The following is a 25476-nucleotide window of genomic DNA, read 5'->3' on the forward strand; positions in this document are numbered from 1 at the left end:
TAGCCAAGCTAGGTCGATGCCGAAGGAGCAGTAATGAAGGACATCCCGGTCAACCTGGGTGGTTACAAGCTCACGGTCGTCGAGGCCCCTGCCCCGAAGATGCGCGAGACCAAGGACGGTGCCATGGAGCCGGTGGTTGACCGCAACGGCGTCCAGCAATTCGTGGTGGCACTGTTCGCCAAGCTCAAGGTCGGCCCTGGCGAGCGGGCGCCGAAGGGCGAGGAGCTGCGGGTCACCCTGACCTGCGACCCGGGCGAAGGCTTCGCCGAGGACACCCGCGTCGAGCTGGTCGACGCCCGGCTGAACTCGTACCAGATCGACAGCCCGGACGGCCGCTCGATCTCGGGCGTCTCGTTCAAGGCGATGGGCCTCAAGCCAGCCCGCACCGACAAGTAGTCCGCACCGCGGGGCTTTCCCGTCCCGCACGGTCCGGCCGCTGCGCCGGGCACATTTCTTCTCTTTCCTGCAATTCCGTATTGGCTCCCCCATGCCGAAAAACGGGCGGGGGCGAGATGGAAAGGCGGTGTCTCGATGACCTGCACCGAGTGCAGCGGATCGGGCGCATGCGATGCCTGCGACGGATACGGCTGGCTTCCGGGCTCCCCGGATGCAGTCGGTGAGGGGCCGGAATGCGACGTGTGTTTCGGCGACGGGATCTGCGCCGCATGTGTCGGCGGCGGAGTGGAACGGGTGAGTGCGTGATGAGTCGGATGGTGAATGGGCGGGTCCGGCAGACCTCGGGTGTCGGCCGGTTGGTGCGGCGGTTGGAGTGCGAGCGGCGCCGCTGGTCGCGCTGGGTCGACTCCACGGTGCCGACCGAGCAGGCGTGGCGGGCCGGGGTCGCCGAGGGGCTGCGGCTGGCGCAGACCGCCATCCGGAAGGGCGTGTGAGGTCATGGCCTCGGTGAACCTGAAGCCGGTGAATCGGCGGGCGCTGCGCCGGTACGGGGAGTTCTGGCGGTCGTTGCAGCTCGTCGCGGCCGCGTTGGCGCAGGCGGAGCTGGTGGCGCAAAAGGCGGCCGACGCGCAACCGGCTCGGGCTTCGGCCGGCGGGACGGCGCACTGGTCGGCCCCGACCGCGCAGGAGCTGCGCTCGTCGGCGAAGAAGGCGGGACAGGCGCTGCACGTGATGGCGGCGTCGGCGAAGAAGTGGGAGGCCGAGCTGGTCTCCCGGGAATGGCGCAGGTGATCGCGCCATGTCCAGGACGGTGGATCGCACGATCGAGGACATCGACGCCGCGATGCGGGAACTGCGCCGCTCGCTGTCCGGGATCCCATTTCGCGCGGGCGGGTTCAAGAACACCCACGACAACCTCGCCCGCAACGTCGCGCATCTGACGGTGCTGCTGGATGCGGCCCGTTCGACCCTCAGCAAGTAGCAGTTTGCAGGGTGCCCGCCGGGTTGAGTCTTGGCGGAATCGACCGGCGGGCCCCCTTTTTTCACCGCAATCCCCCCTTTCACAGGAAGGCGCGGCTATGCGCAACCCTACGCGTCCCCGACCAGCCCCCCGATCCCAGGCGATGCGGGCCTCGTCCCGCCCACCGGGGGCCGAGTGGCGGGCCCTGCTCTGGCTGGCCCGGCATCCGCTGTTCGTCCTGATCCCCGCGCTGCTGGTCTGGGCGATGGCCGCCCTCGGCCCGGTCGCCGTCGCTCTCGCGGTCGGCGTGCTGGTGCTGGGCCTGCTGGGGTGGTCCCGGGTGCACCCGGCCACCTTCGACCGGCTCGCCGCCCCAACCCTGCGGGCACAACGGCGGCGCTGGACCGCCTACGCCGGGCGCCGCTGGGCTCACACCCTGGCCGACTGCGACCTGGTGCGGGACAACCGCCGCACCGGCCGGGCCGCCGTGCCCCGCGTCCTGCGGGTACGGTCCTCCTCGCCGTCGATCGACACACTCTACGTCCGGATGGTCCGCGGGCAGGACCTGCGCACCTGGACCGAACGGGCCGACGCCCTCGCCGAGGCGCTGATCGCGCACCGGGTGGCGATCACCCGCGTCCGCCCCGCGGTGCTGGCGATCGTGGTGGAGCGGGAGCTGCCTTTCGACCACGTCATCCCGGCCCCGGAGATCCCCTCCGATCCGACCGATGTGGACCTGGGCGCGCTCGACGTCGGGGACAACGAGCACGGCCAGCCGTTCACGATCCGCGTACGCAGCACGCACGGACTGGTGGCCGGCGCCTCCGGAGCAGGCAAGAGCTCGCTGATCTGGTCCCCGCTGCGCGCCATGGGCCCACTCATCCGCGACCGGCTCGTCCGGGTGTCGATGATCGACCTCAAAGGCGGCGCGGAGACCCAGCGCGGCGCCCGACTGTTTCACCGCTACGCCACCACCGCGGCCGACGCGCTGCGCCTGCTGGCCGAAGCCCGGGACGAGATGAAGCGCCGCCAGGACCACATGCGCGAGCACGGCCTACGCACGCTGGACGCCAGCGCGGAGTGGCCGCTCGAGCTGGTGCAGATCGACGAGATGGCCATGCTCACCGCCTACGGCGACCGCGCCGACGTCCGCGAGGCCCTGCGGCTACTCGCCGAACTGCTCACCCAGGGCCGGGCCTGCGGGATCTCGGTGTGGGGCTATGTGCAGGAGCCGTCCAAGGACGTCGTGGACGTCCGGGAGCTGTTCACCACCCGGATCTGCCTGGGCGTCACCGCCGCCTCCCACGTGGACATGGTGCTCGGCGACGGCGCCCGGGAACGCGGCGCGCTGGCCGACGAGATCCCCGGCGACCCGCGGCACGCCGGGATCGGGTTCGTCATCGACACCGGTTCCCGGCTGCCGGTCCGGTTCCGCGCCGCCTATGTCGACGACGCCGAGATCGATGAACTGGTCGACCGGTGCGCCATCCACCCACCGGCCACGGGCGCCGGGATCGTTCCCTTCCCTCACGACGAGCGGAACCAGCGTGACGAGGGGGCGGCGTGATGTGGGCCGTCACCGGATGGGCGCTCGCCACCTGGCTCAAAATCACCGCCGCCCTCGCCCTGCTCGTCGCGGGCTGCTGGGCGTGGCTCGGCACCTCCTCCGGGTGGTTCTGGGTCGCCGTCGTCGCTGCGGTGTGGGTTGACCTGTGGGCCGCCCGGGCGCTGGCCGCCGAATGGGAGTCCGAGGCCCGCAGCTCGTGGTGGTGGACCCGATGAACCAGACGAAGGGGCACCGGGTGCCGGGGCAGGTGGCCGGCCAAGGCCTGTTGTTCGACGACCTGGTGACCGACCGCGTGCTGCGGTTGGCCCGCGACCCCGGCTACGTCCTGCTCGGCCCGGCCGACACCGTCTACCAGCGCGCCACCCACACCCGCGACGCCGAACGCGCGATGCCGGTCGCGGCCGACGAGGCCACCACGGTGCACCACCTGCTCACCGCCGGGCGGCTCACCCTCGGCCACCGCATCGCCGTCGTGGCCGAGCAGCCGGAACCGCAGATGGCCACCGTCGTCGAACCCGCCGCGCCCGCCGCGACGCAGCCCGAGGGGCCCCGGTCGGTGCGGGTTCTGGTCGACGTGGTCTCCCCCGGCAAGGGCCTGGTCACCTGCGGGGACGGCGACTGGTCCGGCGCCATCGTCCGCGACGGCTCGTCCTACCTGGTCGAGACCGAGACCGGGGACGTCATCGGCCGCGCCCGCTCCTACGGCCACGGCGCCGAACGCCTCGCCCGCCACCACGGCCACCGCGCCACCGCCGTCGAGATCGAGCACGAACGGGAGTTCTGGTGACCACATACACGCTCACCGACGCCCAGGGCGCCGTGACGGCCATGATCTCCGAGCGACTCCGCTCGCCCGACTACCGCCAGTGGCGGGCCAACGTCGAGGCCACCGGCGGCTGCGCCCACCCGGTCCGGCTCCGCGGCTCCTCCCGCATCCTCGACCGCGACGGCGCCGTCCTGGTCGAACGGACCGGGGAGATCTTCGCCCCCTGCGGCAACCGCCGCGAGACCATCTGCCCGGCCTGCTCCGACCGCTACGCCGCCGACACCTTCCACCTCATCCGCGCCGGACTCGCCGGCGGCGACAAGGGCGTCCCGGAGACCGTCACCGGCAAGCCGCGGCTGTTCCTCACCCTCACCGCCCCCTCCTTTGGGCCGGTGCACTCCCGCCGGCTCTCGGCCCGCGGGCGGGTCATCCCCTGCGGCTGCGGAGCGCACCACCGCGAGCACGACCCCGCGCTCGGCACCCCGGTCGACCCGGACAGCTACGACTACGTCGGCGCCGTGCTCTGGCAGGCCCACGCCGGAGCCCTCTGGCAGCGCTTCGCCATCGCGCTCCGCCGGGCCCTGGCCGCGATCCTCGGGGTCCCGGCCCGCGAGTTCCGCGACATCGCCCGGCTGTCCTATGCCAAGGTCGCCGAATACCAGCGGCGCGGCCTGGTCCACTTCCACGCCGCCCTGCGCGTCGACGGCCCCGACGGCCCGCACGACCCCGCCCCGGCCGGACTCACCCATGGCGCGCTGCGGGATGCGGTGCTGGCCGCGGCCCGGTCGGTCTGCCTCGAGGTGGCCCGCCCGGACGGCACCCCGCTCGTGTTGGGCTGGGGCAGCCAGGTCGACGTCCGCGCCATCACCCCCGCCCGCGCGGCGACGGTGGAGGACGACGCCGGGGAGATCACCGACGCGAGCTTGGCCGGCTACATCGCCAAGTACGCCACCAAGGGCACCGGCAAGACCGACGGCCACCCCGACCGCCCCATCCGCGCCCTCGAACACGTGCAGTACCTCGACGTCTCGCCTCACCACCGGCGCCACATCGAGACCGTGTGGCAGCTGGGCGGCCTGGCCCGCTACGAGGCGCTGAACCTGCGCAAGTGGGCGCACATGCTCGGCTTCCGCGGCCACTTCCTCACCAAATCCCAGCGCTACAGCACCACCTTCCGCGAGATCCGCGGGGAGCGGCGGACCTGGCGCCTGACTGACACGCTCGACCGGCTCGCCACCGAGACCGACGACCTCAACGGGATCCCGCCGGACCTCGACACCATCACCGTGATCAACGACTGGCAGCTCGTCGGCATCGGCCACCGCAACGAAGGCGAACGCGAGCTGGCCCTGGCCATCGCCGAACGCAAGCGGGATCTCAGACAGCACCGACGCACGGAAGGGACCCGGCCATGACCGCCGACAAGCTCTGGACGGTGCAGCAGCTCGCCGACTACCTCGGCGTGCCGGTGCAGACGATCTATCAGTGGCGCAAGCGGGATTACGGCCCGCCCGGTCGGAAGATGGGCAAGCACGTGCGCTATCGGCCATCGGACGTTGAGCGGTGGATCGACAGCCTCGGAACTCGTGTCGCCTGATGGCCGTCGATGACCTTTGGTATCTCAGTCGCCGCGACCCCGTGACGGACGAACGACGGCCTTCCAAGCGGCATGGGCGGGGCAAGCGGTGGCGTGTTCGGTGGAGCGACCCGAACACCGGCGAGACGAGAACCGCGTTGTTCGAGCGCAAGGCTGAGGCCGAGCGGCACGACGCGGACATGCGTTCCGACATCTCGCGCGGCCGATACATCGACCCTCGTGCCGGTCGGCTGACGGTCGCCGAGTACGCCGAGCAATGGCGTGCCCAGCAGCTGCACAGGGACTCGACCGCGGACATGGTCGAGCGGGCCTTCCGGCTGCACATCGTTCCCGTGCTCGGTCTCCTTCCGCTCGGGGACGCTCGGGCCAGCCACATCCGTGGATGGGTCAAGGCGACGACGGAGAACCTCGCCGCGTCCACGGTCCACCTGGTCTACAGCTACGTGAAGTCGATGTTCGCGGCGGCCGCGGCGGACAAGCTCATCGCGGCGTCTCCGTGCGTGGGCATCCGGCTCCCCGAGATCGGAGATCGGGACTACTTCGTCCCCGAGCCCGAGCAGATCCATCGGCTCGTCGACGAGATCGCGGACCGGTACTCCCCCATCCCCTACATCGCGGCGGGCTGCGGGCTACGCGGAAGCGAGATCTTCGGGCTCGAACTCGACCACGTGGACTTCCTCGCCCGTGAGATCCACGTGCGCCAGCAGCTCAAGCGAATGCCTGGGCAGCCCGCTTACCTGGGTGAGCTCAAGACTCGAACCAGCCGGCGTACCGTCGAGCTACCGGAGGTCGCTCAGCTCGCCCTCGCCCGTCACGTCGAGCGGTACCCGGTGCGCGAGATCGCCATCGAGGACCGGACCGATCCGCGGAACGTGCACGAGCGCCGGGCTCGGCTGCTGTTCCTCACCAGCCACCACCGTCCTTTGCACCGGTCCAACTGGTCCACCGTGTGGCGTACGGCTGTCCGCCGTGCGGGGCTACCTGCGGGCTTCGGCCTCCATGGTCTGCGGCACTACTTCGCGACCCTGCTCATCCACAACGGTGCCGCGGTCAAGACGGTCCAGCTCGCCCTGGGCCACAGCTCGCCCATGATCACGCTCAACACATACGCGCACGAGTGGCCCGATGCTCTGGACCGGACGCGTGCGCTCGTCGACTCCGCCCTCGGCGCACGTCCGACGGGGGTGGTCTCCGAAGCGCGGTCCTGAGCGGGTTGTACCGGGGTTGTACCCGGACCACCCCGGCTGGCCATTTCCGCTGGTCAGGGCTTTTCGTCGCGGTAAAGGTGGCGCTTCGAGATGTACTGCACGACCCCGTCCGGGACCAGGTACCAGACCGGCCGACCCTGGGCGACGCGCTCGCGGCAGTCGGTCGACGAGATCGCCATGGCGGGCACCTCGACCAAGGTCACCGCGCCCTCGGGCAGGTGATCGTCGCCGAGCTCGTAGCCGGGCCGGGTCACCCCCACGAAGTGCGCGTAGGTGAACAGCTCGTCCACCTTGCGCCAGGACAGGATCTGCGACAGCGCGTCGGCGCCGGTGATGAAGAACAGTTGCGCGTCGGGCATGGCGGCGTGCAGGTCGGCGAGCGTGTCGGCGGTGTAGGTCGGGCCGCCGCGGTCGATGTCCACGCGGCTGACCTGGAAGCGCGGGTTCGACGCGGTCGCGACGACCGTCATCAGGTAGCGGTCCTCGGCGGGGCTGACCCGGCGCTCGGTCTTCTGCCAGGGCTCCCCGGTGGGGACGAAGAGGACCTCGTCGAGCTCGAACCGGTCGGCCACCTCGCTGGCCGCGACCAGATGCCCGTTGTGGATCGGGTCGAAGGTCCCGCCCATCACACCGATCCTGCGCTGCACCGGCGCAGCCTAAACGGGCCGGCCGGGACGGTGATCGGCGACACCGCGACGGGCACCCGGTCAGGCGTGGACGACTCGCGCGGCGCGGCTCGTGGCGACCCGGTCCGCGAGGTCCGCGATCGGCGCGTCGAGCACTCCGCTGAACGCCGGGAACGGGTGGACCACGTCGGCGAGCACCGGCACCGGGATCTCCGCCCGCACGGCCGTCGACAACTGTGAGATCCATTCCTCGGGCCGGCCACCCACGCCGGTCGCCCCGATCAGGGTGCCACGCTCGGGGTCGGCGATCAGTTTCACGTAGCCGGTCGAAACGCCGTCGATCTTGGCTCGCACCGTGCCGGCGAGGTCGGCGGTGGCGATGACGGGCTGGATCCCGACGGCCCTGGCCGTCGCCTCGGTGTGCCCGACGGCGGCCACCCCGGGCTCGGTGAAGATCGTGCGCGGGATGGCCCGGTAGTCGGCGACGGCGTCACGGCCCTGCAGGTTCGCCGCCACGATCCGGCCCTGGTACTCCGCGGTGTGAGTGTAGGAGTTGATCCCGGTGATGTCGCCGACCGCCCAGACGTGATCGGTGCCCGCGACGCGGCAGTGGTCGTCCACCGGGGCGGGCGAACCCGCCCGGACCTCCACCCCGATCTCGCCGAGTCCCAGGTCGGTCGTGTTCGGGAGCCGGCCGGCCGCGAGCACCAACCGGTCGGCCTCGATCGGCCGGCCGATGTCGACCTCGAGGTACACCCCTGCCTTGCCGTGCGGCCGCGGACCCGTCCGCACCGCGGTGGTGCCGGGCAGCGTCCGCACGTCGAGATCGTGGAACGCCTCGGTGACCGTCGCGGCGACCTCGGGCTCCTCGCGCGGCAGCAGCCGGTCGGCGCTCTCCACGACGGTGACGACGCAACCGAACAGCGCGAAGATGTCGGTCAGCTCGCAGCCGCTCGGTCCGCCACCGAGCACCACCATCGAGCCCGGCAGCTCCGGGGTGCTCAGCGCCTCCTCGGTGGTCCACGCCGGGACGTCGCCGATCCCCGTGATCGGCGGGATCACCGGGACGGACCCGGTGTCGAGCACCAGGTCGCGGTAGCCGATCCGCTCGCCGGCGACGTCCACCGTCCCGGGCCGCACGAGGGTCCCGTGGCCGCGGTACAGCGTGATGCGCTGCTGGACCAGGGCCTCGGCGGCCTCGGCGTCGTCGCGGTTGTTCACCAGCCGGTCGCGGCGCTTCACGGTCTCCCGGTAGGCCGTCTCCGGTGGCTCGGGGCCCAGGAACAGCGGCATGAACTCCGGGTGCGCAGCGAGCCCCCACACGTGCTCGCCGCGCAACATGGTCTTGCTCGGCACGCAGGCCAGATAGGGGCAGTTCCCGCCGACGAGTCCCTGCTCGACCACCGCGATGCTCCGGCCCGGGTCGCCGCGGCGCAGTGACTCCCACACCGTCTTGGCGCCGGGGCCGGAGCCGATGATCACGACGTCGAAGGTCTCCATGGGCGGGCTCCTCTCGCACCGGTTCCGCCCGATGCTCGTGGCCACCGCCTGCCGGTCGCATCGACCCGGGGGCGCCAGCACGGCGGCTCGAACCTGTCCTTCCGTGCGGAGGCGCGACCGACCGGATCAGCGCGGATGGACATGCCGGAACTGGACGCTGATCCGGGGCCCGGCGGCCCGCACCTTGGGCACCGCGTGCTGCCAGGTGCGCTGGCAGGAGCCGCCCATGACCAGCAGGTCGCCGGCGCCCGGCAGGAACCCGACGCCGGTGCCACCACCCGCCGGCCGCAGCCGGAACGGCCGGACGGCACCCAGCGACACCAGCGCGACCACGGCCGAGGGCAACTCCCGGGCCACCCGGTCGCCGTGCCAGGCGACGCTGTCGTCGCCGTCGCGGTAGAGGTTCACCCCGACCTGCGTGAACTCCACCCCGTAGCGCTCGCCGAGGGCTCGGGCCATGGTGCGCAGCACCGGCGGCGGCTCCCCCGCCGCTTCCTCGGCCGCCGCGGCCGGAGGGGCCTGCAGGCTCCAGCGGTGGGTGAGCCGGGGCTCGGGCAGCACGCGCTCGTACATCCGGATGTCGCGCCGGGACCACGGCGTCAGCTCGAGCAGCCGCTCGAACAGCGCATCGGCGCCGCGGAGCCAGCCCGGCCGGTGATCGACCCACGCCCCGGCCGAGAGCGCGTGGCGGCGCATCCCGTGGAAGCCGATGTCCACCTCGTACGACGCGCCGGCACCGGCGTCGAACAACGACGGCTGCCATGCGAGATCCGGGGCCACCGTCCGAGCATAGCTCGAATAGAACATATGTTCGAGCCGATGTCGTCGTCGCGACGGCCCGAATCGGGTATCCCGATGCCGACGTGTGGGCCCCGACCGTTCGAAAGCCGCCGGTCCGGTCAGCCACAGGCCGCCGAGCGGGACGTGCTCATCTCTGCTCGCGATGGGTGATCGCCCGGGGCCGGGGCCGCGGCCGGGCCCGACTGCAGGGGATCGCCGATCCCCGACTCGACGCAGCAGCGATCACCATCGATGATGTAACCGGTGCTACTTTCAGCGGCATGACCAACGAGTCGGTGAGTCGGTGGCTCGTACTGCTGGTGCGAGTCCCGGCGCAGCCGTCCCGGCACCGGGTCGCGGTGTGGCGGGAGCTGCGACGGATCGGGGCGGTGTCGCTCGGGCAGGGGGGTTGGGCGGTGCCGGACGTGCCGGCGTTCGCCGACGGCGTCGCGCGGGCGGTGGAACTGGCCGAACGCGGCGGCGGCGAGGTGGTCGTGCTGTCCGCGGCCGGGCGCGACGCACGGGACGCGGCGCGGATGCAGGAGCTGTTCACCGCGGACCGGATCGCGGAATGGACCGAGTTCCTGGCCGACTGCGGCAAGTTCGACGCCGAGATCGACAAGGAGCTGCACATCCAGAAGCTGACCCTGGCCGAGCTCGAGGAGGAGGAGCAGAGCCTGGAACGGCTGCGCCGCTGGTACCGCGACATCCGGGCCCGCGACGTGTTCGGAGCCGCACCCGCCGCCGAGGCCGAGCAGCAGCTCAAGCACTGCACCGAGCGGCTCGAGCGCTACACCGAGCAGGTCTTCGCGGCTCTCCACCAGCTGTGAGCCCGCGGACCCCGGTACGAGCAGAGGAGTCGTGATCGACCGATGACCGCAGACCCGCCCCCCACCGGGCCACCCACGACGACCCCGGCCGGCCGCGCCCGGCTGCTCCCGCTCTACGCGGCCGGGTTCGTCACCGCGTTCGGCGCCCACAGCATCGCCGCCAGCCTCGGCGGCATCACCGGCTCCGCGCCCACCTCACTGCTTGCGCTGGGGATCCTGCTCGCCATCTACGACGGCGCCGAGGTGCTGCTCAAACCCGTGTTCGGGTCGCTGGCCGACCGGATCGGCCCCCGCCCGGTGCTGCTGGGCGGGCTCGTCGCATTCGCGCTCGCCTCGGGTGCGTTCGTCCTCGCGGGCAGCAGTGCCGGCGCGATCGGCCTGGCCCGTCTGGGGCAGGGCGCCGCGGCGGCCGCGTTCTCCCCTGCGGCCGCCGCGCTCGTCGCCCGGCTGACTCCGGGGACGGCTCACGGGCGGGCGTTCGGCGGCTACGGCGCGTGGAAGGGCCTCGGCTACACCCTCGGCCCGCTGCTCGGGGGCGTCCTGATCCACATCGGGGGCTTCCCGCTGCTGTTCACCACCCTGGCCGGGCTCGCCGCCGCGGTCGCGGTCTGGGCGGTGATCACCGTGCCGTCGGTGGCCGCGCTGCCGCGCGCCCGCCAGACCGTGCTCGGTCTGGTCCGCCGACTGGCAGAGCCGGGCTTCCTGCGGCCCACCTTCACCCTGGCCGCGACCACCGCCGCCCTGTCGGTCGGCGTCGGGTTCCTGCCCGTCCGCGGCGCGGCCGCGGGCCTGGGGCCGCTGGCCACCGGGGCCGTCGTGTCCGTCCTGGCCGCCGCGGCCGCGTTGATCCAGCCGTGGGCCGGACGGGCCCGCGACGCGGGCCGGCTGCCCGAACGCGGCGGCATGGCCGCCGGACTGTTCCTGGCCGCGCTCGGATTCGTCCTCGCCGCGACGGTGCCCGGCCTGCCCGGCCTGATCCCCGCCGCGATCGCCGTCGGCGCCGGCGTCGGCGCGGTCACCCCGCTCACCTTCGCCGCCCTCGCCGCCACCGCACCACCCGAGCGGCTCGGCCAGACGATGGGCGCTGCCGAGGTCGGCCGGGAGATCGGTGACGCCGGCGGCCCGCTGCTCGTCGGCGCCGTGGCCGCCGCCACGTCGCTGCCGCTCGGGCTGGGGGCGCTCGCCGCGCTGCTCGCCACGGCCGGGGCCATGGTCACGGGAAGGGCCACACGGGCACGCGGTTGATCGCCCGCTCGCCCGCCGCCGGTGCGGCGCCGGCCCACACCCAGCGCCCGCAACGCCCCGGTCCTGGCCGGCCCGTGCGTGAGGGCGGCTCCGCGTGGTCAGCCACGGAACCGGTATCCCGTGCCGGCTTCAGGAATCAGGTGTTCGGGATGGGCGGGATCGCGTTCGAGACTGCGTCGGGTTCGAGGCGAAGGGCCACGAGGACGGCACCGAGCAGAACGCGGCCGTGCTGAACCAGGCCATGGAGGGTCACCCGCGCCGCCGGCGGGATCGGCATCCCCGGCCTCGACGTGACCGAGAACCCCGGTGCGAAGGACGAGGCGGCCCGGCACGGTTCGGTGTCGCTGCGGTTCGGGCGTGCCCAAGAAGTTCGTGCTCGATCCGCACGGATGATCGGCGCACGCTGAGCGCGGGCCGGTCATCCGGCGGGTGCCCGGAGCCGGTCCTCCGTTCTCCCGACCGACCGGAGACCGTTCGCCGGGTACTCGCCGAGCGGGCGCCACAGTTCTCCGATCCACGTGATGAAGGCCTGAATCACGACTACCGTGGCGGCGCGACAGGATGCCTCACCGGGGTCGACCGCGAAACCGGATCGGCCATCGGCGTCACGAAGAGGTCGGTGAGTCGATGCCGGGAGCAGACAGAGGAATCGACGCGCCGCGGGCGCGGGTGCTCGTGGCGCGCCCTCCGGCGGAAGCGGGCCGGACGGCGCCCGGATGGCGTCGACACCGGACGGGGTGCCATGGACGACGACGACGCACCTAACGGCCGGAACGGGGACGACTTCACCGACACCGGTGAGGTCGAGGACCTGCTCGGCATCCTGGCCGACGACGCACTCCTGGACCTGCTCGGGCAGAAGGACGTCGACGAGGAGGCGGTACGCCTCCACGCCGGTGACGCCGGGCAGGACCGGCTCGTGAATCTGCTGCTCGCCTGGCGCAACGACATCGACAGCGACGAGCCGCCCGCAGCCTCCCTCGACGAGGACGTCGCCTACGCAGCTGTGGAAGCCACCCCCGCGCCACGCCCCCGACGGCGGCGCATCCCGCTGGCTGCGTGCGTCGCCGCGGCCGCCCTGGTCGCCGTCTGCCTCGGGGTGGGGCTCGGCGCCCGGAACGCGGCGCCCGGGGACGCGCTGTGGGGGGTGACGCAGGTGCTCTACAGCCAGCACGCCGATTCCGTGGAGGCGGCCGCTGACGCGCGGAACATCCTGGACGCCGGCACGGCCGACGTGGTGGCCGGACGGGGCGAGGAGGCGCGAGCGGCCCTGCGCGCCGCCGCTGACCGTCTCGCGCGGGTACGTCCCGAGGACGGCCGCAGCGCTCTGCAGTCCCGCCACGATGCCCTGATGAAGCAGGTGGCCCGCGCGTCGGCCGCCCGGATCCCGGAGGGGTCCGGGCCCGGAGGCGGGCCGGTCGACGTCCGGCCCCCGCGAATCCTCCCCGGGCCGACCACACGACCCGCCCCTGACGACGAGGCCGCCGGTGCCACGGCCCCGACCGCGGCGCCGCAGGCCCGCGCCGAACCCCGATCGGAGCCCGCGCGGCCCGGCAGCGTGCACGGACCCGGTCCGCAGCCCGGGGCGACACCGCCGTCCGGTCCCCCCGCCGACCGGGCCTCCCCCGGCACCGCCGATTCCGCCGGTGCCGGCGCCACTCCGACGGCACCGCGATCCGGCTCGGGGCCGAGCGGCCCGGCGCCGGCCGCCGGTGACGGGTCCACGTCCACGCCGGCGCCGTCGGTCACCATCGAACCGGATCGGCACGGCGGCCGTGGATCCGCGGTGCAACGGCTGCTGGACGCCACCGGCGGCGGGAACCGGCAACCGCAGGGCCGGCAGGACCGCGACGACCGCGGCACGACCGGGCCCGCCACGACCGGGTCCACCGGAAACGGGCCGGCCGCGGACGTCACGAACCGGCCCACGGCGAGCAGGCCGCCCGCGGGAGGATTCGCTCCGGGCGGGTCCGGGACGAACGGGACGGCCACCAGCGGGCCGACCCGCAACGGGCCCACGGCGAGTGGATCCGCCGGGGCTCCGTCCGCGGTGCGGAACACTGCCGACCGGCCGCCGGCGCGGACTCCGCGTCCCACCACCGCTGCAGCGGACGGCACCGGCGGGGCATCGCAGACCGGCCGAGCCGGGCGCCCGAGCCCGCCGCCGACGGCGAGTGTGCAGCAGGGACCCCACGCGCCGGAACCACGGACAGGCGAGGCGACCCGCCGCTGAACCACCGCGGATCAGCCGACGCGGGTGGCCTCACCGGCGATGCGAGCACTCATCGGCGTACGCGGGAAGGACCGCACAGCGCGCTTGAGCTCGGCGAAGCCGCGGTGTTCGGCCAGGGTGCGTACCGCGTCCCACAGCCGCAGCGCCTCCTCCCCGGCCGGCGGCGCCTCGATCACCGGACCGAAGAACGACGGTCCGTCCGGCGGGTCGAAGGTCAGGACCGGGGTGCCGACCCCGCCGCCGGCCCGGTCCACCGCCAGACAGGTCTCGGCGCGCAGCGCCTCGTCCCGCCGGTCGTCGTGCGCGGCCTCCGCCAGCTCGGGGTCGAGCCCCACGCGGCGCAGCAGCGCAGCCAGGTCTCGCGGCCGCGCCTCCTCGGCCAGTACCGCCTCGAAGGTGGCCTCGTCGGGGGCGGGGGATTCCCAGATCTCCTCGCCGAGCGCCGTGTAGAGATCGCCCACGACGTCCTCGCCGTACCGCTCCCGGGCCGCATGGACCACGCGCAGCATCTCCAGGCCACGCTGGTGTGCGTCGGGATAGTCGGCGGGCCGGCCGGCGTAGCTGATGGGCTCGTTGAGCAGTTTCAGCGACAGCGGGCGCCAGCGGACCCGCATCGGCCGCTGCTTGGCCACCTCGACCACCCAGCGCGAGGTCACCCAGGCGAACGGGCAGGTCGGGTCGAAGAAGAACTCCGCGATATCGGGGCTCTCCGGCGGTGTCGGGTCGGGTGCGGGCGTGCTCATACCGGCAACAGGGCCTCCACCACATCGGCGAGCTGCCCGGCGGTGCGGCACTCGTGCATCGGCACGACGTCGGCGTAGCGCATCGCGGCGGAGTCGCCGGTGCCCCACTGCCGCCGCGGCTCGGGATTGAGCCAGTGCGCGTGCCGGGCCTGCCCGACGAGCCGCCGCAGCACGGTCAGGTTCGGGTCGCGGTAGTTCGTGCGAGCGTCGCCGAGGATCAGCAACGAACTGCGTGGGGTGACGGCGTCACCCCAGTACTCGGCGAAGCTGCCGAACGAGCCGCCGTAGTCGCTGTGCCCGTCGAAGGCCACCAGCTCGGCCTCGCGCAGCACCCGGCTCATCACCCCGGACAGCTCCGCGCCGGGCTCGAACAGGTGTGTCACCTCGTCGGCGCGCTCGACGAACGCGAACACCCGCACCTTGCTGAACTGCTCGCGCAGGGCCTGCACCAGCAGCAGCGTGAAGTGGCTGAACCCGGCCACCGAACCGGACACGTCGCAGAGGATGACGAGCTCGGGCCGGCCGGGGCGGCGGGTGCGGAACGCGGGACGCATCGGCACCCCGCCGGTGGACATCGATCGGCGCAGCGTGCGCCGCATGTCCAGCGTGCCGCGTTTGGCGTGCTTGCGGCGCACGGCCAGCCGGCTCGCCAGCCGCCGGGCCAGCGGGTGCACGGTGCGCCGCAGCTGGGCGAGCTGGTCGGCGTAGGCGGACAGGAACTCGACCTGCTCGGCCTGCTTGGGCACGGCGGTCTTGGCCACCTGCTCCTTGCCCCGGATCTCCGCGGTCCGCCGGCGCACCTCGTCGGTGATCATCTTGCGGAACCGGGCGATCCGGTCGCGGATCTCGCGGCGCAGCATCTCGTCGGTGAAGTCGGAGATCTCGCCGTTCATCCCGGCCTTGAGATCGTCCATGATCCGGGCCAGCAGCGTCTCCGGCGACAGCGTCCGCAGCGCCTGGTAGGCCGACCAGCTCGGTTGGCCGCCGGCCCCCTGGCTGCCACTGCCGGCCGCCCCGGACCGGCCGAGCGCGTCGACGACCGCCCGGGCCAGCTCGGTCAGCGCCGCGATGTCCCCGTCGCGCAGCAGGTCGGCGAGGATGTCGCGCAGCGCCTCGACGTCGACCGCACCGTCGTCGTCGTCACCGACGCGGGGCACCTCGACCTCCCCCGCCCCGGCGCCCAGCGCCGCGGGGAAGTACAGCTCGAACAGCGTGTCGAACACCTGCCGCTGCCCGGAGCGGCGCAGCAGCGCGGCGGCCAGCCCCTCACGCAGCTGATCGCGGTACAGCAGGTCGATGACGGACAGCACCTGCGCGGCGTCGACCGTCTCCCCGGGGCCGACCGCGACGCCGTGGCGGCGCAGCGCGCCGACGAAGTCGACCAGGTGCCCCGGCAGGCCGTGCTCCGCTGCGATCGGCCCAGTGATCGACATCCGTCCCCCTAGTTCAGCCGCAGCTCGGCGGCCGCCTTGACCTGGTCGGACTGGTGCTTGAGGACCACACCCAGGGTGGTGCGCACGGCATCGTCGTCGAGGGTGTCCATGCCGAGCGCGAGCAGCGTGCGGCCCCAGTCGATGGTCTCGGCCACCGACGGGGACTTGCGCAGCTCCAGCCCGCGCAGCACCCGCACGGTGCGTACGAGCGCGTCGACGAGCGACTCGGCCAGCTCCGGGACCCGGCTGAGCACGATCCGGCGCTCCAGGTCGGCGTCGGGGAAGTCGAGGTGCAGGAACAGGCAGCGGCGCTTGAGCGCCTCGGAGAGCTCGCGGGTGGAGTTCGAGGTGAGCAGCGCGAACGGGCGGCGGGTGGCGGTGACGGTGCCCATCTCCGGGATGCTGACCTGGAAGTCCGAGAGCACCTCGAGCAGCAGGCCCTCGACCTCGACGTCGGCCTTGTCCATCTCGTCGACCAGCAGCACGGTCGGGTCCGCGCGGCGGATCGCGGTGAGCAGCGGGCGCGGCAGCAGGAACTCCTCGGAGAACACGTCGTCGCGGGTCTCGTCCCAGCTCTGGGTGCCCTGCCCGGCGGTGATCCGCAGCAGCTGCTTCGCGTGGTTCCACTCGTAGAGCGCGCGGGCCTCGTCGATGCCCTCGTAACACTGCAACCGGACCAGCTCGGACTTCGTCGCCTCGGCCACGGCCTTGGCGAGCTCGGTCTTGCCGACCCCGGCCGGACCCTCGACGAGCAGCGGCTTGCCCAGCCGGTCGGCCAGGTAGACGGTGGTCGCGACGGCGGTCGAGGCCAGGTAGCCGACCTCGGCCAGCCGTTCGGCCACGTCCGCAACCGAGCCGAACAGCGGGGACTGGGAGGCGCTCACGCGGATCATCCTGCCTTGCGGCGCGCCCATCCGCCCAGGGACGGCCCCCGTGACACCGCGTACCGGGGTGTCACGCGCCTCACACCGACCGCGTCACGCCTGGTCGAACTCCGCCGGGGGAAGCGGGAAGCGTAGCTTGGCCGCGACGAGGTCGGACTCCAACCGGGTCCCCTGGACGAGCACGTGCTCGACCGACGCGCTCTCGTCCATCACCGCCTGCACGAGCTCGTCGACGACGTCCGGGGTCTCGCGGGTCTGCTTCCCGCAGATCGGGCACGTGTCGCCCCGGAGCCCCAGCCACCCCGACTCGTCGCAGACCACGCCGGGCGCCTGCGCGCCCTCCTGCACGAGCAGCAGGTCGATCGCGGCCGTCGTCGCCCCCCACAGGCACTCCGGCAGCCCGATCGCGGCCGGCGCCCGCATCGCCCGGCGCTCGTAGGTCTCGGCGACGAGGCGTTCCTCCTCGGCGCGCTCCCACTTCTCGAGGATGGCCCGGGCGCGCTCGACCAGCACACCCCGGTCGGAGTTCGCCGCGACGTTCGGGTCGACCTGGAACGTCCCGGCCAGCTTGTCGCGCAGGTCCCGGGGCAGGAAGTCCACGAACTCCGGCAGCTCCTCCTCGTGCCCGCCGACCGCCAGGAGGTCGAACTCCCTGTTGCGGGCGTCCTCGGCGAGCTGCTCGACGACCTTCCGATAGTGCTTGCGGGCGAGCGTCTCGACCTTGTTGCGGGTCTCGTACTCCCGGTCCCCGTAGGCGTAGTCGGGCTTGCGCAGGTGCTTGTCGCGCAGCCTGCCCCGATCCTCGATCTCGTCCTGGTACAGGTCCCAGAAGTGCGCGTTGGCGCGATCGACGACCGCGATCCGGAGACGGTGGTACTCCTCGAGCACGAGCGTCAACGGCTGCACCCACGGCGTCTGGTCGACCACGATCCGCTCGCGTACCGGCCGGGGCAGCTCCACCTGCTCGAACAGGCCGCGGCCCGAGCAGCAGAAGTAGGCGACGCCGAGCGCGTCCGGCTGGGGCTGCTCGGAGGCCGCCTTGATCGCGGCGATGTCGTCGCGCAGCGAGACCATGGCCTCGTGGCTGAGGTCGGGGTCGTCGGCCACCGCCCGCATCTGGTGCAGCAGGGAACCCACCTGGCTCTGGTAGTCGGTGCGGTTGGCGGGATTCACCCGTGCGTAGACCGACAGGACGGGCAGGCCGTCACCGTTGAACTCGGTGATGCGCTGCAGCGTGTCCACGGTGAGCATGGTGCCTCCGGTGTCGTTCGGCGGGCCGGGTCGTTCAGCGGGCCAGGTCGAGGTTGACCGTGCGCGTCTCTCCGGGGGGCCACATCAGCGTCAGCCGGAGACCCTGGGCGAGATGACGGCGCGCGATCTGCGCCTCCAGCTGCTGCGCGGTGGTGACCTCGTGCCCGTCGGCCTCGACGATGACGTCACCGGCTTTCAAGCCGGCCTCGGTCGCCGCGCTGCGCGGCTTCACGGTGACCACCTGCGCGCCGATGGGCGTCCCCCCCGGATCGGTCGCGGTGACGGTGGTGGCTCCGAGGGTCCCGGCCGGCAGCGGATAGGGCGGACCCGGCGGGTCGGAGTCCGCCCCACAGGCCCCCGCTACGGACACGGCCACGGTGACGGCGGCGACGGCGCTGATTCCGCGCAGCACGCGGACCGCGGTCGTCGGACGCATCACCCACCTCCTGCCGATCCGGCTGCCCGTGAGCGCCCACGCTGGCAGCGCGGCGCGCCGACGATCAGGACCCGACGGGCCGAAAACGGCGCCGTGGTCCGCCCCGGCAGGCCGGGGCGAGCGGCGCACTGTCGGGGTGGACCGCCACCATGGGGCACGTGACAGCGACCCGGCCGACCCAGACGAGTGATCTCAGCGATGACGGCCACGACGGCGACGGCTTGCGTGAGCGCGCCGAGGAGGTACTGGTCACGCTGGCCGGGCCGGGTGCCCGGCTGCGTGAGGACCAGTGGACGGCGATCCACGCCCTCGTCGCGCAACGTCGCCGCGCCCTGGTGGTCCAGCGGACCGGGTGGGGCAAGTCGGCGGTGTACTTCGTGGCCACCGCGCTGCTGCGGGCGGCCGGGGCCGGCCCGACGGTGATCGTCTCGCCCCTGCTGGCCCTGATGCGCAACCAGATCGAGGCGGCCGACCGGGCCGGGATCCACGCCGCGACGGTCAACTCGGCCAACATCGACGACTGGGACGCCACCTACGCGGCGATCGACGCGGGCGAGGTCGACGTGCTGCTGGTCAGCCCGGAGCGGCTGAACAACCCCGACTTCCGCGACCGGGTCCTCCCCCGGCTCACCGCGTCGGCGGGGATGCTCGTGGTCGACGAGGCGCACTGCGTGTCCGACTGGGGGCACGACTTCCGGCCCGACTACCGGCGGCTGCGCGCGCTGATCGGCGAGCTGCCGGCCGGGATCCCGGTGCTGGCCACCACCGCGACGGCGAACGACCGGGTGGTGCACGACGTCACCGAGCAGCTCGGGCTCGGCGCCGAGGACTCGGGCGGGACGCTGGTGCTGCGCGGCTCGCTCGACCGCTCGAGCCTGCGGCTGTCGGTGGTCAGGCACGCGACACCGGCGCAGCGGCTGGGCTGGCTGGCCTCGCAGCTCGACGCGCTGCCCGGGGCCGGGATCGTGTACACGCTGACCATCGCGGCGGCCGAGGAGGTCGCCGAGTTCCTCCGCGAGCGTGGGTACCCCGTCGCGTCCTACACCGGCAAGACCGATCCGCAGGCCCGGCTGGCCGCCGAGGCCGACCTGCTCGGCAACCGGGTCAAGGCACTGGTCGCGACGAGCGCGCTCGGCATGGGTTTCGACAAGCCCGATCTCGGGTTCGTCGTGCACCTGGGCGCCCCGGCCTCCCCGGTGGCCTACTACCAGCAGATCGGCCGCGCGGGCCGCGCGGTCGACCGCGCCGAGGTGGTGCTGCTCCCGGGCCGGGAGGACCGCGACATCTGGGCGTACTTCGCCTCCCTGGCCTTCCCACCCGAGCCACTGGTCCGCCAGACCCTCGATGTCCTGTCGGAGGTCCCGCAGTCCACCGCGGCGCTGGAGACGCGGGTCGACCTGTCCCGGACCCGCCTCGAGATGCTGCTCAAGGTGCTCGACAGCGACGGTGCCGCGAAACGGGTCAAGGGCGGCTGGATCAGCACCGGCGAGCCGTGGGTCTACGACGGCGAGCGGCACCGCCGCATCGCCGCCGCTCGCAAGGCCGAGCAGCAGGCCATGCTCGACTACCTCGACACGGACGAGTGCCGGCTGGTGTTCCTGCGCCGTCAGCTCGACGATACCGACGCGACGCCCTGCGGACGTTGCGACGTCTGCGCAGGTCAGGTGTGGTCCGCCGAGGTCGACGGCGGCGCGGCCTCGGCGGCGGCGGAGCGCCTGGCCCGGCCGGGCGTCGAGGTGGCGCCGCGCAAGCAGTGGCCCACCGGGATGAAGGAGCTCGGCGTCTCCGCGTCGGGCCGGATCCCCGCGGGCGAGCTCGCGGCCGAGGGCCGGGTGATCGGGCGGCTGTCCGACATCGGCTGGGGCACCCGACTGCGCGAGCTGTTGTCCGAGACGGGCGGCGCCGACCTCGACGGTGTCGATCAGCCGGTGCCGAAGGATCTCCTCGACGCGTGCGTGCGGGTGCTGGCCGGCTGGGGCTGGGCGGAGCGTCCGGTGGGCGTGGTCGGGATCGGGTCGCGGACCCGCCCGCACCAGCTCGAGCACCTGGCCCGGCGGATCGCCGAGATCGGCCGGCTGCCGATGCTCGGGCGCCTCGAACCGGCCGGCCCGCGCCCGGCGTCGCACGAGAACTCCGCGCAGCGGCTCGCCGCGGTGTGGGGCGGCTTCGACACCTCGGCGCTGCCCGACCTGTCCGGGGTGGGCGGCCCGGTGCTGCTCGTCGACGACCTGATCGACAGTGGGTGGACGATGACGGTCGCCGCCCGCGCTCTGCGCCGCGCCGGTGCACCCGCGGTGCTGCCGTTCGCGCTGGCGTTGGCGGGCTGAGTCGAGGTCCGGGTGCCGGGCGAGGCAGGCCCGCAGCGCGGCTTCGGCCATGAGATGCCGGGCTTCGCGCAGCAGCGCGTCGAACTCGGCGCGGGCCTCGGTCACCCAGTCCGGCTCCGGTTCGTCGGCCAGCACCGATCCCTCGCCGAGCAGCTCCAGCGCCCCGGATCCCCGGCGACGACGGCGAGCCCCGGGGGCGGAGGCGGGTGGCCTCGTCGAGGTCGACCCGGACGGCGGTCGATGCGCCGAGCCGACATCCCGGACTCCCGCCGAGCACGACCGTCGGGCCGAGAGCACTGCGCAGCCTGCTGACCAGCGTCGCGACGTCCTGCGCGGGTCGCCGCGGCGGCCGGTCGCCCCACAACACGTCGACGATCTGCCACGCGGGCACCAGCCGTCCGCGGCGGACGGCGAGCAGAGATAGCAGGCGCCGGGCGTTGCGACTGCCGGACTCGCCGCTACCCACCGTTGAGCCGGCCCGCAGCACCTCGAACGGCCCGGCCAACCGGACGGTTACGCCGTCCACCCGAGCAGGGTGTCGACGGGTTGCACGGTCCGGCAGGCACCGTCCAGACGTGCGTCGAGCCGCCACCGGCCCGGTAACGGCTGATCGGCGCATCCCCGGCGTCCGTTCGGTCAGATGCGTCGTGCGGTACCGGCACGCTCCAATGGCAGCCCACGACACCTCGACGTCGCGGGCCGGTCCGGCGGCCGCGGCCCGGCTGGGGGTGTGATCAGGTGAGCGAGCCGTTCGGCGAGCCGGCACGCACCGTCGGGCTGCTGCCGTTGGCCCCGAACACGCTCATCGGCCGCGAGGCCGAGCTCGCCGCCGTCAACCGGCTGCTGGGCATGCCCGACGTGCGGCTGCTGACGCTGACCGGCCCACCCGGGGTGGGCAAGACCCGGCTCGCCGTGGCGGCCGCCCGGCGCCATCGCGCCGAGGTGGTGTTCGTCGACCTCACGGCCGTCCGCGACCCCGCGCAGGTGCCCGCGGAGATCGACCGGGCGCTGGGGCTCGACGCCGACACCGGCCACGCCCGGCCGGGCGACCGGCTCGTGTCGGCCCTGGCGGACCGCGACCTGCTGCTCGTCGTCGACAACTGTGAGCAGGTGATCGACGCCGGGCCCGAGCTGGTCGCGCCCCTCGCCGCGTGCCCCGGGCTGCGGCTGCTCGCGACCAGCCGCGAGCGGCTGCACCTCGGCGCCGAGCGCGAGTTCCCGGTGCCCCCGCTGGCGCTGCCGGGGCCCGGCGACGTCACCGATCCGCAACGGCTGCTCGCGACGGCATCGGTCGCGATGCTGCTCGACCGGGTGCACGCCTTCGCACCGGACTTCACGATCACCGTCGGGAACGCCCGGGCCGTCGCCGAGATCTGCGTCCGCCTCGACGGTCTGCCGCTGGCTCTCGAGCTGGCGGCAGCCCGGCTGCGGCTGTTCACCCCCGCCGAGCTCACCTTCCGGTTGCGGCACCGGATGCGGCTGCTCACCGACGGCGCCCGCGACGTGCCCGAGCGGCACCGCACCCTGCGCGCTGCGCTGGCCTGGAGCCACGACCTGCTGGCCCCGCCCGAACGGGCCGTGTTCCGCCGGTTCTCGGTATTCGTCGGCGGCGCGAGCTCCGCCGCGGTGGAGCCGGTCTGCTCCGCGCCCGGCGACGGCATCGACGCCATCGCCACCGTCGGCTCCCTCATCGACAAGGGGCTGCTGAGCCGCGACGCCCGGCCGGCGGCGGTCGGGCGCTTCATGATGCTGGAGAGCCTGCGCGAGTACGCCGCGGAGATGCTGGACCGCCACGACGAGACGGCGGCGACCAGGGCCCGGCACGCCCGCTACTTCACCGGGCTGGCCGCGCGGACCGAGGCGCTGATCGGCACCGTGGCCGAGACGGCCTCGGTGGACGCCGTCGGGGTCGAGCGGGGCAACCTGCAGGCCGCGCTCGAACACTGCGAGGCGGCCGGCGAGATGGCCTCGGCGCTCCCCCTCGCCGCGGCCCTGGGCTGGTACGCCTACACCCGTGGCCATCTCGGTGAGGGGGCCGCAGCACTCGACCGGGCGCTCACCGCCGCGGCCGCGGCACCCGTCCCCCCTCCCGACGACGCACTCGCCGGTGCGCTCATCCAGGCCGGTGTGATGGCGTTCGGCCGCGGCGAGCACGACCGCAGCGAACAGCTGTTGGCCCGGGCGATGGCGGTCAACGACCGGGGCGGCACTCCACATCGACGGGCCATCGGCGCCGCGTTCCTGGGCCACCTGGCCCGGGTCCGCGGCGATCACCGCGCCGCGGTGGCCCACTACGGCCGGGCCGGTGCGCTGTACGAGGAGCTGGGCAACGACACGGGTGTCGTGTGGTCGCGCTACGACCTCGGTCTGCTCGCTCGCAGCCGGGGCGAGCTGGCCAAGGCCGCGAGCCTGCTCCGGGAGGGTCTCGCCCGGTTCCGGGAGCTCGAGTACCCCTGGGCGATCGGGTGCACGGCGGGTGCGCTGGCCGACGTCGAGCTGCGCCGGGGCGAGCCGGACGCCGCGGCGGCTCTGCTGCGGGAGGCGCTGCGGGGGCACCGGGCGATCGACGACCGGCGCGGCATCGCGCAGTGCCTGGAGACCGCTGCCGAGCTGGCGTGCGCCCGCGGCGCCCACCGCACGGCGGGGCATCTGGTCGGGGCCGCCGCCGCGCTGCGGGTGCGCATCGCCGCGCCGCTGCCGGCCGAGGACCGTGACGTCCCTGCCGTGGTCACCGCGGCGGTCCGCGCGCACCTCGGCGCGGAGCAGGCGGATCGCGCTCTGCACGCCGGGAGGTCCATGGCCTGGACGAGCGCGATCGATCTCGCCGAGCAGGCTGCGGCCGAGCCGGTGCGCCCCACCGTGCGGATTCCGTCCAGCCCGCTGACCCGCCGTGAACGCGAGGTGGCCCGGCTGGTGGCGACCGGGCGGACCAATCGACAGATCGGGCGGGAGTTGGGCATCGCGGAGAAGACCGCCGAGGTGCACGTGCACCACATCATCGGCAAGCTCGGCGCGCGCAGCCGCGCCGAGGTGGCCGCGTGGATCGCCACTCAGGGCTCCCGCTGAGCGCCCTACATGGTTCTCCCGATACCGCGGCCCCGGTCCCCTGCCCTACACCTGTCGGCACCACCGCCGACGAGGAGGGCGATCATGACCGCGACCGCACCGGCCGAGACCACCACCTACACCATCGAGGGCCGGCTGCTGGAGGTCTGCACCTGCGCGGCGGTCTGTCCGTGCTGGGTGGGCATGGACCCCGACGGCGGGAGCTGCGAGGGGGTCGTCGCCTGGTGGGTCGACCAGGGCACCGTGCAGGGTGTGGACGTCTCGGACCGCGGGGTGGTGCTGTCCGCGTCCATTCCGGGCAACGTGCTGGCAGGCGGCTGGAAGGTCGTGGTCTACGTCGACGACCGGTGCTCGGAGGAACAGCAGCAGGCGCTGCTGAGCGTGTTCAGCGGTCAGCTCGGTGGGGCCGTCGCCGATCTCGCCGCGTTGATCGGGGAGATCGTCGCCGTGGAACGGGCCCCCATGACGTTCACCGCCGAGGGCGGCGAGGGCACGCTGAAGGTGGGCGACGTCGTGGAGGCCCGGATCACGCCCTTCCAGGGTGCCACCGGACAGGCCACGCAGCTCAGGGACACCGTGTTCAGCACGATTCCCGGTTCGCCCGCCTTCCCGGGAACGGCGCCGGTCTACCGCCGGACGGGCGCTCTACTCGGCACCTCCGACATCGACCTGAGCGGGAAGAACTCGGTGCAGGGCGCGTTCCGGTTCTCGGCCTGAGCGAGGCCTGCCGTGCCCGCCGATCTCGCCACCCGCACCCATCGCGACCCCGGCCCGCTGTTGTGGGCAGTGGCGGCCGGATGCTGGCTCGTCACCGTCGAGCTGATCCTCCTCGGGGGTGACCGGCTGGGCCATCACGGCACGCTGCCCGGGCAGCCGGGCTGGCCGTGGCCGGCGCGGCTCGCGATGTTCCTCGCCGTCTGGCTGGTGATGGTCGGCGCGATGATGTTGCCGACGACGGTGCCGATGGCACGGCTGTTCGTTCCGGTGAGCGCGCGAGCGCCGCGGACCGGGGCCGTCCGGGCGGCCTTCGGATCCGGATACGTCGCGGTATGGACGGTGTTCGCGGTCGTCGCGCTACTCGGTGACGCGGCGGTGCGGGCGCTGGTGGCGGGCTCGGACTGGCTCTCGGCCCGGCCGGGCCTGGTCCTCGCGGTCGCGCTGCTGGTGGCGGGGGCGTTCCAGTTCAGCCCGCTGAAGAACGCCTGCCTCACCGCCTGCCGCAACCCGGTCGGGTTCCTGTGGCAGCACTACCGCCGGGGGGTGGGCAGTGCGTGGCGGCTGGGCGTGCGGCACGGGCTGTCGTGCCTGGGCTGCTGCTGGGCGCTGATGCTGGTGATGTTCGGGACAGGTACCGGCAGCCTGGCCTGGATGCTGGCGCTCACCGCGGTGATGGTGGCCGAGAAGACCACGCGGTGGGGTGCGCGGCTGGTGGCGCCGATCGGACTAGCGCTGATCGCCGCCGGGATCAGCGCGGCGCTGCCGCTGCTGGGTGTGGTGCCCCCGGGGAGGGCGGGGGCACCCGTCGGGCACGACCACGGCGCGGACGCCGCCCTGGTCGCGTCGCTCGTCGGTGTCGCGGTGCTGGTCGTGTCGGTGCTGTGGACCCGGGCCCGGCGCCGGGTGTGAC

25 protein-coding genes are annotated in these 25476 nt (G+C 73.5%); 17 read left to right on the top strand and 8 right to left on the bottom strand.

Translation table 11 applies throughout. The features are described from left to right. Window positions 1-33: 33 nt before the first annotated feature. The 10 genes from HF519_RS06680 to HF519_RS06725 all read left to right on the top strand — a co-directional run bounded on the left by HF519_RS06680 (window position 34) and on the right by HF519_RS06725 (window position 6495). Window positions 34-396 (top strand): hypothetical protein, encoded by a 363-nt coding sequence (locus tag HF519_RS06680; protein WP_169411175.1) that lies wholly within the window; start codon window positions 34-36, stop codon window positions 394-396. Between the two features lie 305 nt (window positions 397-701). Beyond that, window positions 702-890 carry a hypothetical protein gene (locus HF519_RS06685; protein WP_169411102.1) on the top strand — a complete coding sequence of 63 codons (189 nt, stop codon included), beginning with the start codon at window positions 702-704 and terminating at the stop codon, window positions 888-890. Window positions 891-903: 13 nt separating this feature from the next. Further along, a complete protein-coding gene (locus tag HF519_RS06690) occupies window positions 904-1188 on the top strand; it encodes a hypothetical protein (protein ID WP_312859941.1) in 285 nt (94 codons plus the stop codon). Window positions 1189-1195: 7 nt separating this feature from the next. Further along, complete coding sequence (locus HF519_RS06695; RefSeq protein WP_169384319.1) at window positions 1196-1378, top strand: hypothetical protein; 183 nt, start codon at window positions 1196-1198, stop codon at window positions 1376-1378. 142 nt (window positions 1379-1520) lie between these two features. Continuing rightward, window positions 1521-2924 (top strand): FtsK/SpoIIIE domain-containing protein, encoded by a 1404-nt coding sequence (locus HF519_RS06700; RefSeq protein ID WP_169411179.1) that lies wholly within the window; start codon window positions 1521-1523, stop codon window positions 2922-2924. Continuing rightward, window positions 2921-3139, top strand: a complete 219-nt coding sequence (locus tag HF519_RS06705) for a hypothetical protein (RefSeq protein ID WP_169411181.1) — start codon at window positions 2921-2923, stop codon at window positions 3137-3139. The genes HF519_RS06700 and HF519_RS06705 overlap by 4 nt, the downstream gene beginning before the upstream one ends. After that, a complete protein-coding gene (locus HF519_RS06710) occupies window positions 3136-3711 on the top strand; it encodes a hypothetical protein (RefSeq protein WP_169411183.1) in 576 nt (191 codons plus the stop codon). Before HF519_RS06705 ends, HF519_RS06710 begins: the two co-directional genes overlap by 4 nt. A gap of 41 nt (window positions 3712-3752) precedes the next feature. After that, window positions 3753-5105, top strand: a complete 1353-nt coding sequence (locus tag HF519_RS06715) for a replication initiator (protein ID WP_169411241.1) — start codon at window positions 3753-3755, stop codon at window positions 5103-5105. Next, window positions 5102-5287 (top strand): helix-turn-helix transcriptional regulator, encoded by a 186-nt coding sequence (locus tag HF519_RS06720; protein WP_169411185.1) that lies wholly within the window; start codon window positions 5102-5104, stop codon window positions 5285-5287. Before HF519_RS06715 ends, HF519_RS06720 begins: the two co-directional genes overlap by 4 nt. Before the next feature lie 137 nt (window positions 5288-5424). Then, window positions 5425-6495, top strand: coding sequence for a tyrosine-type recombinase/integrase (locus tag HF519_RS06725; RefSeq protein WP_246242698.1), 1071 nt, complete (start codon window positions 5425-5427; stop codon window positions 6493-6495). A gap of 53 nt (window positions 6496-6548) precedes the next feature. Here the strand turns inward: HF519_RS06725 and nadD are convergent, their stop codons facing one another. The 3 genes from nadD to HF519_RS06740 form a co-directional block, all read right to left on the bottom strand. Beyond that, window positions 6549-7142, bottom strand: coding sequence for a nicotinate-nucleotide adenylyltransferase (gene nadD / locus HF519_RS06730; RefSeq protein ID WP_169411188.1), 594 nt, complete (start codon window positions 7140-7142; stop codon window positions 6549-6551). Window positions 7143-7202: 60 nt separating this feature from the next. Next, on the bottom strand, window positions 7203-8621 hold the full coding sequence (locus tag HF519_RS06735; RefSeq protein WP_169411190.1) for a dihydrolipoyl dehydrogenase family protein: 1419 nt from the start codon (window positions 8619-8621) through the stop codon (window positions 7203-7205). 126 nt (window positions 8622-8747) lie between these two features. Continuing rightward, complete coding sequence (locus HF519_RS06740) at window positions 8748-9401, bottom strand: alpha-ketoglutarate-dependent dioxygenase AlkB (RefSeq protein WP_312859942.1); 654 nt, start codon at window positions 9399-9401, stop codon at window positions 8748-8750. A 281-nt stretch (window positions 9402-9682) separates the two neighbouring features. Between HF519_RS06740 and HF519_RS06745 the strand changes: the two genes are divergently transcribed. From HF519_RS06745 to HF519_RS06765, 3 genes are all read left to right on the top strand, one after another. Beyond that, window positions 9683-10231, top strand: a complete 549-nt coding sequence (locus HF519_RS06745; RefSeq protein WP_169411194.1) for a Chromate resistance protein ChrB — start codon at window positions 9683-9685, stop codon at window positions 10229-10231. A gap of 42 nt (window positions 10232-10273) precedes the next feature. Beyond that, window positions 10274-11476: an MFS transporter gene (locus tag HF519_RS06750; RefSeq protein WP_169411196.1), complete on the top strand. Its 1203-nt coding sequence runs from the start codon at window positions 10274-10276 to the stop codon at window positions 11474-11476. A gap of 742 nt (window positions 11477-12218) precedes the next feature. Then, window positions 12219-13709 carry a hypothetical protein gene (locus tag HF519_RS06765; RefSeq protein ID WP_169411198.1) on the top strand — a complete coding sequence of 497 codons (1491 nt, stop codon included), beginning with the start codon at window positions 12219-12221 and terminating at the stop codon, window positions 13707-13709. 11 nt (window positions 13710-13720) lie between these two features. Here the strand turns inward: HF519_RS06765 and HF519_RS06770 are convergent, their stop codons facing one another. The 5 genes from HF519_RS06770 to HF519_RS06790 all read right to left on the bottom strand — a co-directional run bounded on the left by HF519_RS06770 (window position 13721) and on the right by HF519_RS06790 (window position 18456). Then, on the bottom strand, window positions 13721-14452 hold the full coding sequence (locus HF519_RS06770) for a mycothiol-dependent nitroreductase Rv2466c family protein (protein WP_169411200.1): 732 nt from the start codon (window positions 14450-14452) through the stop codon (window positions 13721-13723). Further along, on the bottom strand, window positions 14449-15885 hold the full coding sequence (locus tag HF519_RS06775) for a vWA domain-containing protein (RefSeq protein WP_169411202.1): 1437 nt from the start codon (window positions 15883-15885) through the stop codon (window positions 14449-14451). Before HF519_RS06775 ends, HF519_RS06770 begins: the two co-directional genes overlap by 4 nt. 8 nt (window positions 15886-15893) lie before the next feature. Beyond that, on the bottom strand, window positions 15894-16778 hold the full coding sequence (locus HF519_RS06780) for an AAA family ATPase (RefSeq protein WP_169411243.1): 885 nt from the start codon (window positions 16776-16778) through the stop codon (window positions 15894-15896). Window positions 16779-16862: 84 nt separating this feature from the next. Continuing rightward, entirely contained in the window at window positions 16863-18020 is a 1158-nt protein-coding gene (locus HF519_RS06785; protein ID WP_169411204.1) for a baeRF10 domain-containing protein, read from the bottom strand. A 34-nt stretch (window positions 18021-18054) separates the two neighbouring features. Then, window positions 18055-18456, bottom strand: coding sequence for a PDZ domain-containing protein (locus HF519_RS06790; protein ID WP_169411206.1), 402 nt, complete (start codon window positions 18454-18456; stop codon window positions 18055-18057). Window positions 18457-18677: 221 nt separating this feature from the next. On the opposite strand from HF519_RS06790, the gene HF519_RS06795 reads away from it, so the two are divergent. The 4 genes from HF519_RS06795 (at window position 18678) to HF519_RS06815 (ending at window position 25475) form a co-directional block, all read left to right on the top strand. Continuing rightward, window positions 18678-20783 (top strand): RecQ family ATP-dependent DNA helicase, encoded by a 2106-nt coding sequence (locus HF519_RS06795; protein ID WP_246242710.1) that lies wholly within the window; start codon window positions 18678-18680, stop codon window positions 20781-20783. Window positions 20784-21521: 738 nt separating this feature from the next. After that, a complete protein-coding gene (locus HF519_RS06805) occupies window positions 21522-23849 on the top strand; it encodes an ATP-binding protein (protein WP_169411209.1) in 2328 nt (775 codons plus the stop codon). A gap of 84 nt (window positions 23850-23933) precedes the next feature. Beyond that, the gene (locus HF519_RS06810) at window positions 23934-24566 is read left to right on the top strand and encodes a DUF1326 domain-containing protein (protein ID WP_169411211.1); all 633 of its coding nucleotides are present in this window, start codon (window positions 23934-23936) and stop codon (window positions 24564-24566) included. Window positions 24567-24578: 12 nt separating this feature from the next. Continuing rightward, window positions 24579-25475 carry a DUF2182 domain-containing protein gene (locus HF519_RS06815; protein WP_211169636.1) on the top strand — a complete coding sequence of 299 codons (897 nt, stop codon included), beginning with the start codon at window positions 24579-24581 and terminating at the stop codon, window positions 25473-25475. Window position 25476 lies beyond the last annotated feature (1 nt).

Origin of the sequence: Pseudonocardia bannensis (assembly GCF_012911875.1) — a bacterium.
GTDB lineage: Bacteria > Actinomycetota > Actinomycetes > Mycobacteriales > Pseudonocardiaceae > Pseudonocardia > Pseudonocardia bannensis.